We start from the raw sequence: 13,961 nt of genomic DNA, 5'->3' as shown, positions 1-13,961 counted from the left end.
CCTCGCGGCGAGCCGCCGCCGCATCTGGATGAAGCACCGACATGGAGCGTGGCCTGCTGATTGCTCTGATCTCGACGGACTATCCGCCGCTGCGGACGTCCGCGGCGGTGCAGTTGCGGGATCTTTCACGGGAGTTTGCCGCGCAGGGTCATCGGCCGGTTGTCATTGTTCCGTCGCCAATGTCGGATAAGTCGTGGGTGGTGGAGCAGCTCGACGGCGTCGAGGTGTTGCGCGTGGCTGCGCCGCCGACGCGCTCGCCGTCATTCGTCCGACGAGCCATTGCCGAAATGTGGCTGCCGTTCGCTATGTACCTCAACATCCGACGCAGCTCGTTTGCCTCGGCGAATTGGGACGTTCTGGTGTGGTATTCCCCACCGATCTTCTTCGGCCCATTGGTTGCGAAATTGCGGCGCAAAGCGAAGGGCAAGAACAAGGCGAGGACCTATCTCATCCTGCGCGACATTTTTCCGGAATGGGCGGTCGACCTTGGCCTGGTCCGGCGGGGCCCGGTCTACCTGGTCTTCAAGGCCATTGCGGCGTTCCAATATAGCGTCGCCCAGGTGATCGGCGTGCAGACCGAGTCTAATCTCGACTACCTCGCGAGGTGGGCACGCCCCCCACGTCGCATTGAGGTGCTGCGCAACTGGCTCGAGGTGACGCCCGACGTCGGCAGCAGCATCGTCGTTAAGAATACGCCGTTCGCAGGCCGTAAGATCTTCGTTTATATCGGCAATATGGGCGTAGCGCAGGGCATGGATATTTTCATCGATTTGATTCACAGCCTGCGCGAGCGCCCCGATATTGGGTTCCTATTCGTCGGGCGCGGTACCGAATTTGCGCGCCTTGAGGCCGAGAAGGCATCACGCGATCTCAGCAATGCGCTGTTCTTCGGCGAGATCGATTCAAGGGAGATTCCGGGCCTTCTCGCCCAGTGCCACGTCGGCATGGTCGCGCTGCATCCCGACCATAAAACGCACAATATCCCGGGTAAGTTCGTCTCCTACGTGCAATATGGGGTGCCGGTTCTCGCGCGTGTGAATCCGGGTACGGACCTGATGAAGTTGATCGAGGCCGAGCAGGTGGGGAGGGCGTATGCCGGCAACTCGGTGGCCGAGTTGAAGGAGATAGCAGAACAACTTATGGATGATGAAGAATTGCGGCGGTCCATGTCGGAGCGCGGTCGGGAATTGGGGCGCTCTATGTTTTCGTCGTCTGCTGCCGTGCAGCAAATTGTAGCATCCGCGGTTGTGCCGGAACCGCTACAGTGATCAGAATGTCTAGATCCATCGCCCGCGGGCAGTTTGCGTGCACCACCTAGTGGAACATTCCGGCCGAGCGGAAGCTTCTGTCTTTTCGGCCATCGGGGCGAGTGAGCAGATGTCGTTGCGAATATTAGTGACCGGCGCTTCCGGCTTCATAGGGTCTGCCCTGACCCATGCGTTGGCAAACGAGGGCCACTTCGTTCGGGCGGCGTCCCGCAAGCCGATGGTACTGACGAATGCGCCTGGAAGCGAATGGGCGCAACTGTCTGATCTTGAGCGCGAGGTGGATTGGGCCCCACTTCTTGAGGGCCTCGACATTGTCATTCACCTCGCGGCCATTGCTCATCGCACTCACCTTGACAGCGGGCAGTACACCCGGGCCAATCGTGTGGCGACGGCGCACCTGGTCAAGGCCTGTGCCGAGCAAGGGATCAAGCGCCTCATCTTCATGTCGTCGATTGGCGCGCAGGCGGGCTCTGCCGCCGACCATGTCGTCACCGAGAAGGACGAGCCGTGGCCCATCACGGCCTATGATCGAGCCAAGCTCGCGGCGGAAGAGGAGGTTCGTCACTGCGGCGTACCGTTCACCATTCTTCGGCCGGTCATCGTCTATGGACCGGGAGCCAAGGCCAACATGGCCATGATGATGCGGATTGCCTCGCTGCCCATGCCGCTCCCGTTTGGCGCGTTCAAGAATCGCCGTTCGCTGCTCTCGATCGACAATCTCGTGCAGGCGGTGAAGTTCTGCCTCGGCAATCCGGAGACGATCAATCGGACTTTCATCGTCTGTGATCCAGAACCGATCACGCTTGCGGAAATGATCGGGACGTTGCGCGAGGCGTCCGGGCGGACGCGCAATCTCGTTCCGATACCGCCGGCTGCGGTGCGAGCGCTGGTTTTTGCCGCGGGCCGCCGCGGGCTCTGGGATCGCATCGGACGCGACCTCGTCGCGAGTTCGGCCGATCTTCAGAGCATCGGTTGGTCTCCCCGCGTGCAGACAAAGGATGGACTGCGCGCGATGATGCAGGGGGCGAGGTCGCTGCCGCAGGCGTCCTCCAGATGAAGCGTCTGCTGGATGTCTCGGTCTGTGCGGTGCTCCTGCTCGTGCTTTGGCCGATCTTCCTTATTGTCGCTAGTGCCATCCGGCTCGATAGCCGGGGGGGCGCGATTTTTCGGCAGGTTCGCGTCGGGAGGAACGGACAGCGCTTTACCTGTTACAAATTCCGGACAATGGCCCCGGATACGGGCGATCTTCCGACCCATCAGGTCTCGGCAGGGAAGGTCACGCGGCTGGGCTATCACATGCGGCGTTTCAAAATCGATGAGCTGCCGCAGATTTTCAACGTGTTGGCCGGTGACATGAGTCTAGTCGGCCCGCGGCCGTGCCTGCCGTCGCAAGTCGAGCTTGTCGAGGCGCGACGCAAGCTCGGCGTGCTCAACGTAAGTCCCGGTATTACCGGGCTGGCCCAGGTTCGCGGCGTCGATATGTCGAACGCGGATCGGCTCGCCGAACTTGATGCCCAATACCTCAACTCCCAGAGCTTTGTTGGCGATCTCGGTCTGCTCTGGGCGACGTTGCGCGGGCAGGGCGTCGGCGTGGACCAGATCATCAAAACCTGAGGCGCAAATTCGGGCTGACGCGCGCCGTCGCAATCGTGTGGCTTAATCGAAAACCGGACGGAAGAGCCGTGGGTTCCAGCCGAAATCCTCGATCGCTGGAGTGGCATCGAACGCCATGTCCTTCATCATGCGCAAGCCCATTGCGACGTTTGCGGTAGGAAACAGCGGCTTCGCCATCGCAAAGATGACGCGCCACAGCCACGGGGAGACGGACACCAGCCGCCGAGGGCGACCCATGCCGTCAAACACCCGGCCAATCATTTCGCTGTAGGGGAGCGTTTCCGCTCCCGGCAGCGAATAGAATTTGTTGTGTGCTGCCGGACTCTCGGCTGCAGCGATCGCGCCGATCGCGAGGTCCTCTGCATGCACCGGCTGCCGAAGACCCTTCGCGCCACCGACGAGGGGCATGAAGCCGGCCCGACGAATCAGCCGTGACAACGGCGTGATGTTGGTGTCCCGTCCTTCTGCGTAAATTAAGGTCGGTCGCAAGATCGTCCAGCTGACCTGGCGCTGTTCGCAGAGCCGGGCGATCGTCTGCTCTGCATCGGTCAGGTTTCGGATGATTTCGCGCTCCTCAGCAACTTCGGTATCCTGCTTGGTGAGCACGCTGGTCGAACTCAGAGCCACCACACGATTGACGGTGGATGCGAGGATCAGGGGCAATGCCTTAGCCAGCAGAATTGCGTCGCTGGTACAGTACAGCGTCGTGATATCAGGAAATTTCAGAGTGTCCGGCTGCGTCAGGTCGGCCTGAATCCACGCCACGCTGGCCGTCGTGCTGCGGGACGAACGGGAGACGGCAAACACACGCCCATGCCGGCGGGCGAGATGGTCGACTAGGTAGCCGCCGACCAGTCCGCTGCCGCCGATCACGAGACATTCCGTCTGCTTGCCTCTACTGCCGTCCAGCATGCTGCTATTCCGACCGCCGTTTACAATCAACGCTGTTGCGCGGGGTCAAGCCTGCTCCGGCCAGCTTTGACCTCGTCGCGTGGTGCTGCGGGCTGGAGCGGCTCCTGCTCTTCCTTTTCGCGATCGGCCGCCGGCATCAGCCGCTTGCGCTCGCGCTCCTTCATGTAGGCATCGTATTGCGGCGTGCCCGCCCGCGGCGGGGCGTCCGCCGGCAAGCCGCCGGCCCATTGCGGGACGTAGTCGCCCATGCCGGACGAGAGCTTTTCGTTCATGGTGCCGCAGCCGGATAGCCCCCCGGCGAGTGCGAGGAGGATCAGGAGGGAACGAAAAGACTTGGGCATTGTACCGGCACGCGCGAGGTCAGTCATTTTGGACGCCAGGGCTGGCGCCGTGAGAGTAGCCTTCAACAAGATAAAAGAGACTTATTCGAGGTAGGTAATAAGATACCGAAGAATGCCGATCCAAGCCACGAAGATATTCAAATTCTGCAAATGAAAGGCGAAATCCTCCATCCACCCGGCTGGCTGCGCTTGTAGACCCCGGCAAGGGCTCGCGGCAAAGTGGCTTGATCAGCGAGGGGGTTTTTTCGTTGACAGGTCCATTTTACTTGTACAATCGTACAAATGATGACGACCGCAGTCGCGATGCCCGGGTTACCCTGACGTAACTCCGACATCGCTTTCGGATGTCGGCAATCGGAACACTCGGCTTGCGCCGAATGGTCGCCAAACGTCCGATTGACAATAAGGGCGCGAAAGACGCCTTGTGGCGCGCGACATCACGCGTGCGTGACCTAAACTTAGCGCAAGGACCGGCACTCGGTCCGGCGCACAAGAGATCAGGAATGAAGGGGAGGGACATCTGATGTTCGAACGCAAACAATTGTCTCATAAGGCTGTTTGGGCCGCAGCAGTGGCCGCCATCGCCGGCCTTGCTGCCGTCGCTCCGGCCAAGGCCGAGGACAGCGTCAAGGTCGGCCTGATCCTGCCGATGACCGGCGGCCAGGCCTCGACCGGCAAGCAGATCGAGAACGCGATCAAGCTCTACATGCAGCAGAACGGCGACACCGTCGCCGGCAAGAAGATCGAGATCATCCTCAGGGACGACGGCGCGGTGCCGGACAAGACCAAGACGGCCGCGCAGGAACTGATCGTCAACGACAAGGTCAATTTCATCGCCGGCTTTGGCGTGACGCCGGCCGCGCTCGCTGCGGCTCCGCTCGCGACGCAGGCCAAGATCCCGGAAGTCGTGATGGCGGCCGGCACCTCCATCATCACCGAGCGCTCGCCCTATATCGTGCGCACCAGCTTCACGCTGGCGCAGTCCTCCACCATCATCGCCGACTGGGCGGTGAAGAACGGCATCAAGAAGGTGGCGACGCTGACCTCGGACTATGCGCCGGGCAATGACGCGCTCAACTTCTTCAAGCAGAACTTCACCGCCGGCGGCGGCGAGGTGGTCGAAGAGGTGAAGACGCCGCTTGCCAATCCCGATTTCGCACCGTTCCTCCAGCGCATGAAGGACGCAAAACCCGACGCGATCTTCGTGTTCGTGCCGGCCGGCCAGGGCGGCAACTTCATGAAGCAGTATGCCGAGCGTGGGCTCGACAAGGCCGGCATCAAGGTGATCGGACCGGGCGACGTCACCGACGACGACCTCCTCAACAACATGGGCGACGCCGTGCTGGGCACGGTCACCGCGCACCTCTATTCGGCGGCGCATCCCTCGCAGATGAACAAGGATTTCGTCGCGGCCTACAAGAAGGCGTACGGAAACCGGCCGGGCTTCATGGCGGTGAGCGGCTATGACGGCATTCACCTGATCTACGAAGCGCTGAAGAAGACCAACGGCGACACCGACGGCACCAAGCTGGTCGAAGCCATGAAGGGCCAGAAGTGGGAGAGCCCGCGCGGCCCGATCTCGATCGACCCCGAGACCCGCGACATCGTGCAGAACATCTACATCCGCAAGGTCGAGAAGGTCGACGGCGAGCTCTACAACGTCGAGTTCGCGACCTTCGAGGCTGTCAAGGATCTCGGTAAGACCAAGAAGTGACGCGCGAAAGCGCGTCATCCCGGAGCCCGCCTCCGGTGTCTGCGTCATGCCCGGGCTTGTCCCGGGCATCCACGCAAAGCCGGGAAAAGAAACACCAGACAGAACGTGGGTGGCCGGGACAAGCCCGGCCATGACGCCCAAGTCCAAGCTGAGACGATGACCTCTATCCTCACCAACCTGTTCGATGGCGTTGCCTACGGCATGCTGCTGTTCGTGCTCGCTTGCGGGCTTGCGGTCACGCTCGGCCTGATGAACTTCGTCAACCTCGCCCACGGCGCCTTCGCCATGGCCGGCGGCTATGTCTGCATGGTGCTGGTCAACCGGATGGGCTGGCCGTTCTTCGCCGCACTTCCGCTTGCCTTCGTCTCCGCTGCTGCGATCGGCATCGTGCTCGAGCGCACGCTGTACCGGCACCTCTACGCGCGCAGCCATCTCGACCAGGTGCTGTTCACCATTGGTCTTACCTTCATGTCGGTCGCGGCTGTCGATTACATCCAGGGCTCGTCGCGGGTCTTCATCAACCTGCCGGCCGCGCTCCAGGGCCAGTTCGACGTGTTGGGCGTCGGCATCGGTCGCTACCGCCTGATGATCATCGTGATCTGCGGGCTGCTCACCATCGGTCTCCAGATGGTGCTGGCCAAGACCCGGTTCGGCAGCCGCCTGCGCGCCGCGGTCGATGATCCCCGCGCCGCGAGCGGCCTCGGCATCAACGTGCCGCAGGTGTTCGCCTTTACATTTGCCTTCGGTTGCGGCCTCGCCGGCCTCGGCGGCGCGCTGAGCGCCGAGATCCTCGGCCTCGACCCGTATTTCCCGCTGAAGTTCATGATCTACTTCCTGATCGTGGTCACCGTCGGCGGCTCGTCCTCGATCACCGGCCCGTTTCTGGCCTCGCTCCTGCTCGGCATCGGCGACGTGGCCGGAAAATATTATGTGCCGAAGATGGGACCTTTCGTGATCTACACCATGATGATCGTGATCCTGATCTGGCGCCCGAACGGTCTGTTCGGCCGCACGGCCGCGCGTTGAGTTCGCCGATGAGCGCCTCCTCCGACGTCGGCTTTCACGCCCAGCGCCAGGCACGCTGGCACTATGGCGAGGCCGCCTTCTGGCTGATCGTGCTGGCCTGCGGCTTCGCATTTCCCACGCGCTATTTGATCATGACCGACATCCTGCGGCTGGCGCTGTTTGCGATGTCGCTCGACCTCGTCCTCGGCTACGCCGGCATCGTCTCGCTCGGCCATGCCGCCTTCTTCGGCGTTGGCGCCTATGCGGCGGGGCTTCTTGCGCTGGACGGGATCGTCAACGAGCCCGTGCTTGCGCTTGTCGTCGCCGGCCTTGTCGCGATGGTGCTCGGCTTTGCCACCAGTTTCCTGGTGATCCGTGGCGCCGACCTGACGCGGCTGATGGTGACGCTCGGCATCGCGCTGCTGCTTGAGGCGCTGGCCGAACGCTTCTCCAACCTCACCGGCGGCACCGACGGGCTGCAAGGCATCGAGATGCAGCCGATATTCGGCGAAATCCCGTTCGACATGTTCGGCAAGACCGGATTTTTCTATTCGCTCGCCGTTCTGTTCCTGTTGTTCCTGTTCGCCCGCCGCGTCGTGCATTCCCCGTTCGGCCTGTCATTGCGGGCGATCAAGAACAATCCGCTGCGCGCTGCCGCCATCGGCATCCCCGTCAACCGCCGCCTGATCGCGATCTACACGCTCGCGGCGTTCTATGCCGGCATCGCCGGTGCGCTGTTCACCCAGACCACCGCGATCGCCTCGCTCGATGTGTTCGCCTTCGAGCGCTCGGCGGACCTGATGCTGGTGCTCGTGATCGGAGGCACCGGCTATCTTTATGGCGGGCTGGTTGGCGCGGTGCTGTTCCGCATGCTCCAGGAATTGTTCTCCACCATCACCCCGCAATACTGGCAGTTCTGGATCGGCCTGGTGCTGGTCGTGATCGTCCTGATCGGCCGTCAGCGCCTGCATCGCTGGGTGCTGTATTTGCCGAACCTGGTCATCAAACAGATTGCCGGGCGCAAGGCCGTGGTTGCCGTGCCGGAGAGCGACGCATGACCATCGCGCTCGAAACCCAAAATCTCGAAAAGCAGTTCGGCGGGCTGCGCGTCACCCGCGACTTGTCTCTAAAAATCGAACAAGGCGCCCGCCACGCGCTGATCGGTCCGAACGGCGCCGGCAAGACCACGGTCATCAACCAGCTCACCGGCGTGCTCAAGCCGAACTCCGGCCGCATTCTGCTTGAAGGCCAGGACATCACCGATATTCCCGTGCACAAGCGCGTGTTGCGCGGCCTGTCACGCACCTTCCAGATCAACCAGCTCTATCCCGACCTGACGCCGCTCGAGACCATCGGTCTCGCGGTTTCCGAGCGCCTCGGCCATGGCGGCGACTGGTGGCGGCGGATGGGCACGCGCAGCGACGTCAACGGCGAGATCGCCGACCTCCTGACGCGTTTCCATCTGCTCGACGTCATGAACGAACAGACCGTGACGCTGCCGTACGGCAAGCAGCGCCTGCTCGAGATCGCGGTCGCGATCGCGGGCAAGCCGCGCGTGCTGCTGCTGGACGAGCCTGCCGCAGGCGTGCCCGAGAGCGAGCGCCACGACATTCTCGCCGTCGTAGGCAGCCTGCCGCGCGACGTCACCGTGCTCCTGATCGAGCACGACATGGACCTTGTCTTCTCCTTTGCCGACCGCATCTCGGTGCTGGTCTCGGGCGCGCTGCTCACCGAAGGCCCGCCCGAGCAGGTCGCGCGCGACCCGCAGGTCAAGGCGGTCTATCTCGGCGAGGAGGCGGTCAATGTCTGACCTGCTCGCGATCGACTCGCTTCGCGCCGGCTATGGCGAAGCGGTGGTGCTGCCGAACATGTCCCTCCGTCTCGCCGAGGGCCAGGTGCTGGCGCTGTTGGGGCGCAACGGCACCGGCAAGACCACGCTGATCAATTCGATCGTCGGCGTCACCCGGCGCTTCTCCGGCACTGTCGAACTGGCCGGTGCTGACGTCACGACCTTGCGGCCCGACCAGCGGGCGCGCGCCGGCATCGGCTGGGTGCCGCAGGAGCGCAATATCTTTCGCTCGCTCACGGTAGAAGAAAACATGACCGCGGTGGCCCAGCCCGGTTCCTGGACCGTCGAGAGGGTCTACGAGATGTTCCCGCGGCTGAAGGAGCGGCGGAGCAATTTTGGCAACCAGCTCTCCGGTGGCGAGCAGCAGATGCTGGCGATTGGCCGCGCACTGACCCTCAATCCGAAGGTCCTTCTCCTGGACGAGCCGACCGAGGGCCTTGCCCCCATCATCGTCGAGGAGCTGTTAAAGGCGATCGGCGCCATCACTCGGGCGGGCGGCATCTGCTCGATCATCGTCGAGCAGAATGCCCAAAAGATTCTGGGGCTGGCCGACCGCGTTGTGATATTGGAGCGCGGAACGATCGTCCACGACGCCCCGAGCGCCGCGCTGAAGGCCGACCCGTCGGTGCTGGAGCGCCACCTCGGCGTCGCAGGGGCGGCGGCCCACTAGAGATTCCCGGGAGTTAGAAGAATGCAGCGAACCAAAGCCCCCTTCCGCGCCGACGAGGTCGGCAGCCTTCTGCGTCCTGCCAAGATCAAGGAAGCCCGCGCCAGGCTGGAGAAGGGGGAGATCTCGGCCGACGATCTGCGCAAGATCGAGGACATGGAGATCGAGAAGGTCGTGCACAAGCAGGCCTCGGTCGGCCTGAAGCTCGCAACCGACGGCGAATTCCGCCGCTCCTGGTGGCATTTCGACTTCCTGGCCAAGCTCACCGGCTGTGAAATGTTCCACCCCGACACGGGCATCCAGTTCGCGGGCGTCGAGACGCGGCACGACGCGGTGCGTGTGATCGGCAAGCTCGACTTTCCCGATGACCACCCGATGCTGGACCATTTCCGTTTCCTGAAGAAGGTCGCCGATCAGGCTCACGTCACCGCCAAGATGACGATCCCGTCGCCGGCGGTGCTGCACTTTCGCGGCGGCCGCAAGGCGATCTCCAAGGACGTCTATCCCGATCTCGACGCCTTCTACGAGGACCTCGGCAAGACCTACCGCAAGGCCGTGAAGGCGTTCTACGACGCCGGCTGCCGCTATCTCCAGTTCGACGACACCGTGTGGGCCTATCTCTGCTCGCAGGACGAATTGCAGAAGGCACGCGAGCGCGGCGACAATCCCGAGGGTCTCCAGCAGATCTATGCGCGCATCATCAACTACGCGCTGGCCGAGAAGCCGGCCGACATGGTGGTAACGACCCATGTCTGCCGCGGCAATTTCCGCTCGACCTGGATTTCTTCAGGCGGCTACGAGCCCGTGGCCGAGACCATGCTCGCCGGCACAAATTACGACGGTTACTTCCTGGAATACGACAGCGACCGCGCCGGTGGCTTCGAGCCGCTGCGCTTCCTGCCCAAAGGCAACAAGGTCGTCGTGGTCGGTGTCATCACCTCGAAATTCGGCGAGCTCGAGAACAAGGACGCCATCAAGCGCCGTCTGGAAGAAGCCGCCAAGTTCGTGCCGCTTGAGCAGCTTGCGCTCTCCCCGCAGTGCGGTTTTGCGTCGACGGAAGAGGGCAACGTCCTCTCCGAAGAAGAGCAGTGGGCCAAGCTCGGCCTTGCGGTGGAGATCGCAAAGGAAGTGTGGGGCAACTGACAGGCTGGTGCGACGCTCGCCTCGCTCGTGTCCCGGACGCGCTGCAACGCTTTAGCGTTGCTGCGCAGAGCCGGGACCCAGAAGGCCACGAACTGCATCGCGGAGACATGGGCCCCGGCTCTGCAGCGCACCGCTGAAGAGGCGCTGCGCTGCGTCCGGGGCACGAGAATATCTCACTTCTCCGCCAGATAAACCTCGCCCAGCAGGGACGAGTTCGACCACGGCACCTGCTTGTTTTTCGTGCTCGAGACCACCTCTGCCCGCACCCGCGTCAGCATCTGCTGTACTTCCAGGCCGGGCGTGCCGAGATGGCGGGAGAGCGCGGCGGAGAACGGCGAGTTGGCGCCTTCGCCGTCGAGCGCGACCTGGCCCGGTGCGGTAGCGAAGGCGATCAGCGTGCCCGCGCCGAGCGTCGCGCCCGTCCCCAGGCTGGTTGGCGCTGCGAGGCCCGAGGCCCCCTCGAGGGCGCGGTTGGTGCCGGCCGATGCGACCCGTTGTGCCATCGGATTATTGCGGCAGGCATCGAAGATCAGAATGTTGGTGCGGACCTGGTCGTCGAGGCCGGCCATGATCGTGTCCATGTCGATCATCGCGTCCGTCATGCTCGCGCCCGGCTTGAGTTCGACGTCGACCGGAATGAGATAGTTGCGGCCGTCGACCTGCACGCCGTGGCCGGCATAATAAACCACCACCACCTGCGCCCGCGCCGCCTCCCGCAAAAAATCGCGCGTCATCCTCTGCATCGTTGCGCGGTCGAGATCGACGCCTTCCGACACGGTGAAGCCGATGTCGCGCAGTCTCTTCGCGACGGCGCGTGCGTCGTTGGGCGGATTGGGCAGTGCCTTGACATGCGCATAGGCGCCGTTGCCGATGATCAGCGCCATGCGCGTGCCGCGAGTGTCCGGAGCAGGTGAGGGGGCTGTGTTCGTTTGCTGAGGCGCCGGTGCCTGTGCCGGCTGCGTCACTGCTGACGGGGCATCGCGCGGGATCGGCGCGCTTGCGTCCGCGACCAGCGACAGCCGCACCTTTGCGGTGGCCTGGTTGGCCTTGCTGCCGGCATCGGATGCCACGATCGCCAGCGTCGCCTTGTAGTCGTCTCGCGCGTGCGGGTAGTCGCCTTTTGCCTCATAGGCGAGCGCGCGATGGGTGTAGCCCGAGATCAGCACGCTGTTCGGCGGCGTCAGGATGTTGACGGGCGGCTTTTCCTTCGCGAGCCGGATCGCTTCGCTGCCGTCGGCAATCGCGCGATCGTAATCGCCTCTGACACGCCAGATGGCGGTCCGGTTGATCAGCGGCTGCGGCAGCGTCGGGTCGAGCCGGATCGCCTGGTTGATATCGGCGAGCGCGCCGTCGAGGTCCCCGAGCGCCTCCTTGGAGATGCCGCGATTCTGGTACGAGAATGCCGATTTTGGATTGGCCGTGATCGACATGTCGTAGTCGGCGATCGCCTTGGCGTAACCGCCTTTGCCGCGCCAGGCATTGCCGCGATTGTGGAAGATGGTGCCATCAGGCGGGCCGAGCTTCAGCGCATCGTCGAAATCGGCGACTGCGATCTCGTAGTCGCCTTTGTCGTAATACGCCGAACCGCGCAGGTTGTGGAGTGCCTGGTTCGGCTGGAGCCGGATCGCTTCCGTGGCGTCAGTGATGACCTTGGCGTAATCGCCCTTCTTGTTCCAGCCTACCGCGCGCCAGAAGTAGACCGTCGCGAGCTGCTCGCCTTTGAACACCTTCAGCGCAATGATCCTGGTGCAGGCGTCGATCATCTGATCCGCCGGCGTGGTGTCGGTAGTGCAGAGCGGCCCAAGCTGGCTGCGCGCCTGCGCAAAAGCGGGCGCCGACCACAGGGTTGCGGCGAGCAGGCAGAACGCGACGAGCAGGCGACGCATTGGCGGTGGTCCCGTTGAGGAGAGGCGTCTGTTTGTTGTCCGGCGGGGCGCCGTGGTTCACGGCCTCGCCGTTGTGCACACGGCAAACGGAGGGCGGCGCGATCCCCTATTCCCTCGGTGGGCAGATTTTGCTAGGAGGCAGTACCCAACCCTTCTGCCCACCGCGTCCCACTCCATGAAGAACGACGAAATCCTGAGCCAAATCACCGAGTTCTGCCGTAAGGCGGACATGGCGGAGTCGACGTTCGGCCGGCGCGCGGTGAACGATGGGAAGCTCGTGCACCGCTTGCGCGAGGGCAAGCGCATTACCATCGACACGCTGGACCGGATCCAGGCCTACATGGCCGCATCGATGGCCGGCGGCGTGCCGCCCCCGCGGGGGCTTCAGGTGCCGCCGGAAAAGCGCGATCCGCGCGGCAATTTCCGCTTTTTCGAGAACCGCCAGAAATACCTGCTGTTCGTCCACACTTGCAGTGAGAAGCGGGTGGTCGCCGAGCGCGTGGCGCTGGAGCTTGCCAGCATCCATCCGCGGCCCCCGGCGCTGCGCGTGTTCGACGCCGGCGTGGGCGACGGCACGGTGCTGGCGCGCGTGCTGCGCTCGATGCATCAGCGCTTTCCGCACATGCCGTTCTATGTCGCCGGCAAGGAGCTCAGCCTCGAGGACCTCCGCCTGACGCTGGAGAAGGTTCCGGATCGCATTTTCGAGCATCCGGCGTCGGTGTTCGTCTTTACCAACATGTTCTACTCCGAGGCGCCCTGGCTCACGCCGGCATCGCCCGCGGCGGCCGCGGCGACGGTCTGGCACGAGGTTCCCTTGCGGGGGGCTTCCTCGGGCGAGTTCGAGACCCAGATCGCGGAGCTGAAGCCGTTTTTGGAGCAGAATTGGCGTGCGGCGGTCAGCCCGCGCACGGGCATGCCGCTGTATGAGCGGCCTGTCGTGCTGGTGCTTTACCGGGAAGACCAGCGATTTCTGCTCGATTCGACCATTCCGCGGCCAGGCCAGACCGAGGCCAATTTCGACCTCGTTATTGCATCCCAGCCATACCGCGCGCTGTCCTCGGTCAATTTTCGGGCAAAACGGATCATTGCGCCCCTGGCGCGGGCCTTGCGGGCAGGCGGCCGCCTGATCGGAATTCACTCCCACGGCCAGGATCCGGGCATGGAAATGATCCAGGCGATCTGGCCCGGAGAAAATCCTTTCTCAGTGAGCCGTCATGAGCTATTGCGCGCAGTGAAGTACGAGCTCGGCTCGGTGGGCCGCGACTTAAATTTTAATGCTTATGCGGATAACCGCTCGATCTTCAGGTATGATATGGAAGCTCTGCCCAACGAGGTGACAGGCACTATCGGCACCTCGACGGCCTTTGCAGCGTGGAATGCGGCAGTGTACGTCGCTCAGATCGAGGACGACCGGTTGACAGAAATGACTCAAAACGGCCGCACTCTGGATGCCGCCAGGGACGTGCTGCGAAAGTACAATGGGCTCTGGTTTCTCGACGAATCCTACGTCATCTCGCGCCGGCGTGATTGACATCATCCAAGCTAAATATCGCAACGTCCGC

The 13,961-nt window shown here is 63.3% G+C and carries 13 protein-coding genes; 10 read left to right on the top strand and 3 right to left on the bottom strand.

The features are described from left to right. Positions 1-41 precede the first annotated feature (41 nt). The 3 genes from IVA74_RS35705 (at position 42) to IVA74_RS35695 (ending at position 2,882) form a co-directional block, all read left to right on the top strand. On the top strand, positions 42-1,268 hold the full coding sequence (locus tag IVA74_RS35705; RefSeq protein ID WP_247352163.1) for a glycosyltransferase family 4 protein: 1,227 nt from the start codon (positions 42-44) through the stop codon (positions 1,266-1,268). 109 nt (positions 1,269-1,377) lie between these two features. Continuing rightward, positions 1,378-2,325: an NAD-dependent epimerase/dehydratase family protein gene (locus IVA74_RS35700; RefSeq protein ID WP_247352160.1), complete on the top strand. Its 948-nt coding sequence runs from the start codon at positions 1,378-1,380 to the stop codon at positions 2,323-2,325. After that, the gene (locus IVA74_RS35695) at positions 2,322-2,882 is read left to right on the top strand and encodes a sugar transferase (RefSeq protein ID WP_247352158.1); all 561 of its coding nucleotides are present in this window, start codon (positions 2,322-2,324) and stop codon (positions 2,880-2,882) included. The genes IVA74_RS35700 and IVA74_RS35695 overlap by 4 nt, the downstream gene beginning before the upstream one ends. A gap of 42 nt (positions 2,883-2,924) precedes the next feature. Here IVA74_RS35695 and IVA74_RS35690 read toward each other — a convergent pair whose 3' ends face one another. Beyond that, positions 2,925-3,794 (bottom strand): NAD(P)-dependent oxidoreductase, encoded by an 870-nt coding sequence (locus IVA74_RS35690; protein ID WP_247352157.1) that lies wholly within the window; start codon positions 3,792-3,794, stop codon positions 2,925-2,927. A 26-nt stretch (positions 3,795-3,820) separates the two neighbouring features. After that, on the bottom strand, positions 3,821-4,135 hold the full coding sequence (locus IVA74_RS35685) for a hypothetical protein (RefSeq protein WP_247352194.1): 315 nt from the start codon (positions 4,133-4,135) through the stop codon (positions 3,821-3,823). 523 nt (positions 4,136-4,658) lie between these two features. Between IVA74_RS35685 and IVA74_RS35680 the strand changes: the two genes are divergently transcribed. From IVA74_RS35680 to IVA74_RS35655, 6 genes are all read left to right on the top strand, one after another. Further along, positions 4,659-5,849 (top strand): ABC transporter substrate-binding protein, encoded by a 1,191-nt coding sequence (locus IVA74_RS35680; protein ID WP_247352155.1) that lies wholly within the window; start codon positions 4,659-4,661, stop codon positions 5,847-5,849. Positions 5,850-6,005: 156 nt separating this feature from the next. Beyond that, positions 6,006-6,875 (top strand): branched-chain amino acid ABC transporter permease, encoded by an 870-nt coding sequence (locus tag IVA74_RS35675; RefSeq protein WP_247352153.1) that lies wholly within the window; start codon positions 6,006-6,008, stop codon positions 6,873-6,875. A gap of 8 nt (positions 6,876-6,883) precedes the next feature. Further along, positions 6,884-7,912: a branched-chain amino acid ABC transporter permease gene (locus IVA74_RS35670; protein ID WP_247352151.1), complete on the top strand. Its 1,029-nt coding sequence runs from the start codon at positions 6,884-6,886 to the stop codon at positions 7,910-7,912. Next, entirely contained in the window at positions 7,909-8,664 is a 756-nt protein-coding gene (locus IVA74_RS35665; protein ID WP_247352149.1) for an ABC transporter ATP-binding protein, read from the top strand. The genes IVA74_RS35670 and IVA74_RS35665 overlap by 4 nt, the downstream gene beginning before the upstream one ends. Then, positions 8,657-9,373, top strand: coding sequence for an ABC transporter ATP-binding protein (locus IVA74_RS35660; protein ID WP_247352147.1), 717 nt, complete (start codon positions 8,657-8,659; stop codon positions 9,371-9,373). Before IVA74_RS35665 ends, IVA74_RS35660 begins: the two co-directional genes overlap by 8 nt. Before the next feature lie 21 nt (positions 9,374-9,394). Continuing rightward, the gene (locus IVA74_RS35655; protein ID WP_247352145.1) at positions 9,395-10,513 is read left to right on the top strand and encodes a cobalamin-independent methionine synthase II family protein; all 1,119 of its coding nucleotides are present in this window, start codon (positions 9,395-9,397) and stop codon (positions 10,511-10,513) included. Positions 10,514-10,686: 173 nt separating this feature from the next. Here IVA74_RS35655 and IVA74_RS35650 read toward each other — a convergent pair whose 3' ends face one another. After that, a complete protein-coding gene (locus IVA74_RS35650; protein WP_247352144.1) occupies positions 10,687-12,399 on the bottom strand; it encodes a caspase family protein in 1,713 nt (570 codons plus the stop codon). 175 nt (positions 12,400-12,574) lie between these two features. Here IVA74_RS35650 and IVA74_RS35645 point away from each other — a divergent pair, with 175 nt between their 5' ends. Beyond that, complete coding sequence (locus tag IVA74_RS35645; RefSeq protein ID WP_247352192.1) at positions 12,575-13,930, top strand: hypothetical protein; 1,356 nt, start codon at positions 12,575-12,577, stop codon at positions 13,928-13,930. Positions 13,931-13,961 lie beyond the last annotated feature (31 nt).

The sequence above is a fragment of the Bradyrhizobium sp. 132 genome, assembly GCF_023074185.1.
Taxonomy (GTDB): Bacteria; Pseudomonadota; Alphaproteobacteria; order Rhizobiales; family Xanthobacteraceae; genus Bradyrhizobium.
Note: the sequence above shows the minus strand (reverse complement) of the source record. Positions and strands in the feature narration are given on the sequence as shown.

What these genes read in the sequence shown, in the direction of transcription:
- IVA74_RS35680 (WP_247352155.1), top strand. Translation starts at nt 4,659, where the DNA reads ATGTTCGAACGCAAACAATTGTCTCATAAGGCTGTTTGGGCCGCAGCA.
- IVA74_RS35690 (WP_247352157.1), bottom strand. Translation starts at nt 3,794, where the DNA reads ATGCTGGACGGCAGTAGAGGCAAGCAGACGGAATGTCTCGTGATCGGC.
- IVA74_RS35660 (WP_247352147.1), top strand. Translation starts at nt 8,657, where the DNA reads ATGTCTGACCTGCTCGCGATCGACTCGCTTCGCGCCGGCTATGGCGAA.
- IVA74_RS35655 (WP_247352145.1), top strand. Translation starts at nt 9,395, where the DNA reads ATGCAGCGAACCAAAGCCCCCTTCCGCGCCGACGAGGTCGGCAGCCTT.
- IVA74_RS35700 (WP_247352160.1), top strand. Translation starts at nt 1,378, where the DNA reads ATGTCGTTGCGAATATTAGTGACCGGCGCTTCCGGCTTCATAGGGTCT.
- IVA74_RS35645 (WP_247352192.1), top strand. Translation starts at nt 12,575, where the DNA reads ATGAAGAACGACGAAATCCTGAGCCAAATCACCGAGTTCTGCCGTAAG.
- IVA74_RS35705 (WP_247352163.1), top strand. Translation starts at nt 42, where the DNA reads ATGGAGCGTGGCCTGCTGATTGCTCTGATCTCGACGGACTATCCGCCG.
- IVA74_RS35650 (WP_247352144.1), bottom strand. Translation starts at nt 12,399, where the DNA reads ATGCGTCGCCTGCTCGTCGCGTTCTGCCTGCTCGCCGCAACCCTGTGG.
- IVA74_RS35675 (WP_247352153.1), top strand. Translation starts at nt 6,006, where the DNA reads ATGACCTCTATCCTCACCAACCTGTTCGATGGCGTTGCCTACGGCATG.
- IVA74_RS35695 (WP_247352158.1), top strand. Translation starts at nt 2,322, where the DNA reads ATGAAGCGTCTGCTGGATGTCTCGGTCTGTGCGGTGCTCCTGCTCGTG.
- IVA74_RS35670 (WP_247352151.1), top strand. Translation starts at nt 6,884, where the DNA reads ATGAGCGCCTCCTCCGACGTCGGCTTTCACGCCCAGCGCCAGGCACGC.
- IVA74_RS35685 (WP_247352194.1), bottom strand. Translation starts at nt 4,135, where the DNA reads ATGCCCAAGTCTTTTCGTTCCCTCCTGATCCTCCTCGCACTCGCCGGG.
- IVA74_RS35665 (WP_247352149.1), top strand. Translation starts at nt 7,909, where the DNA reads ATGACCATCGCGCTCGAAACCCAAAATCTCGAAAAGCAGTTCGGCGGG.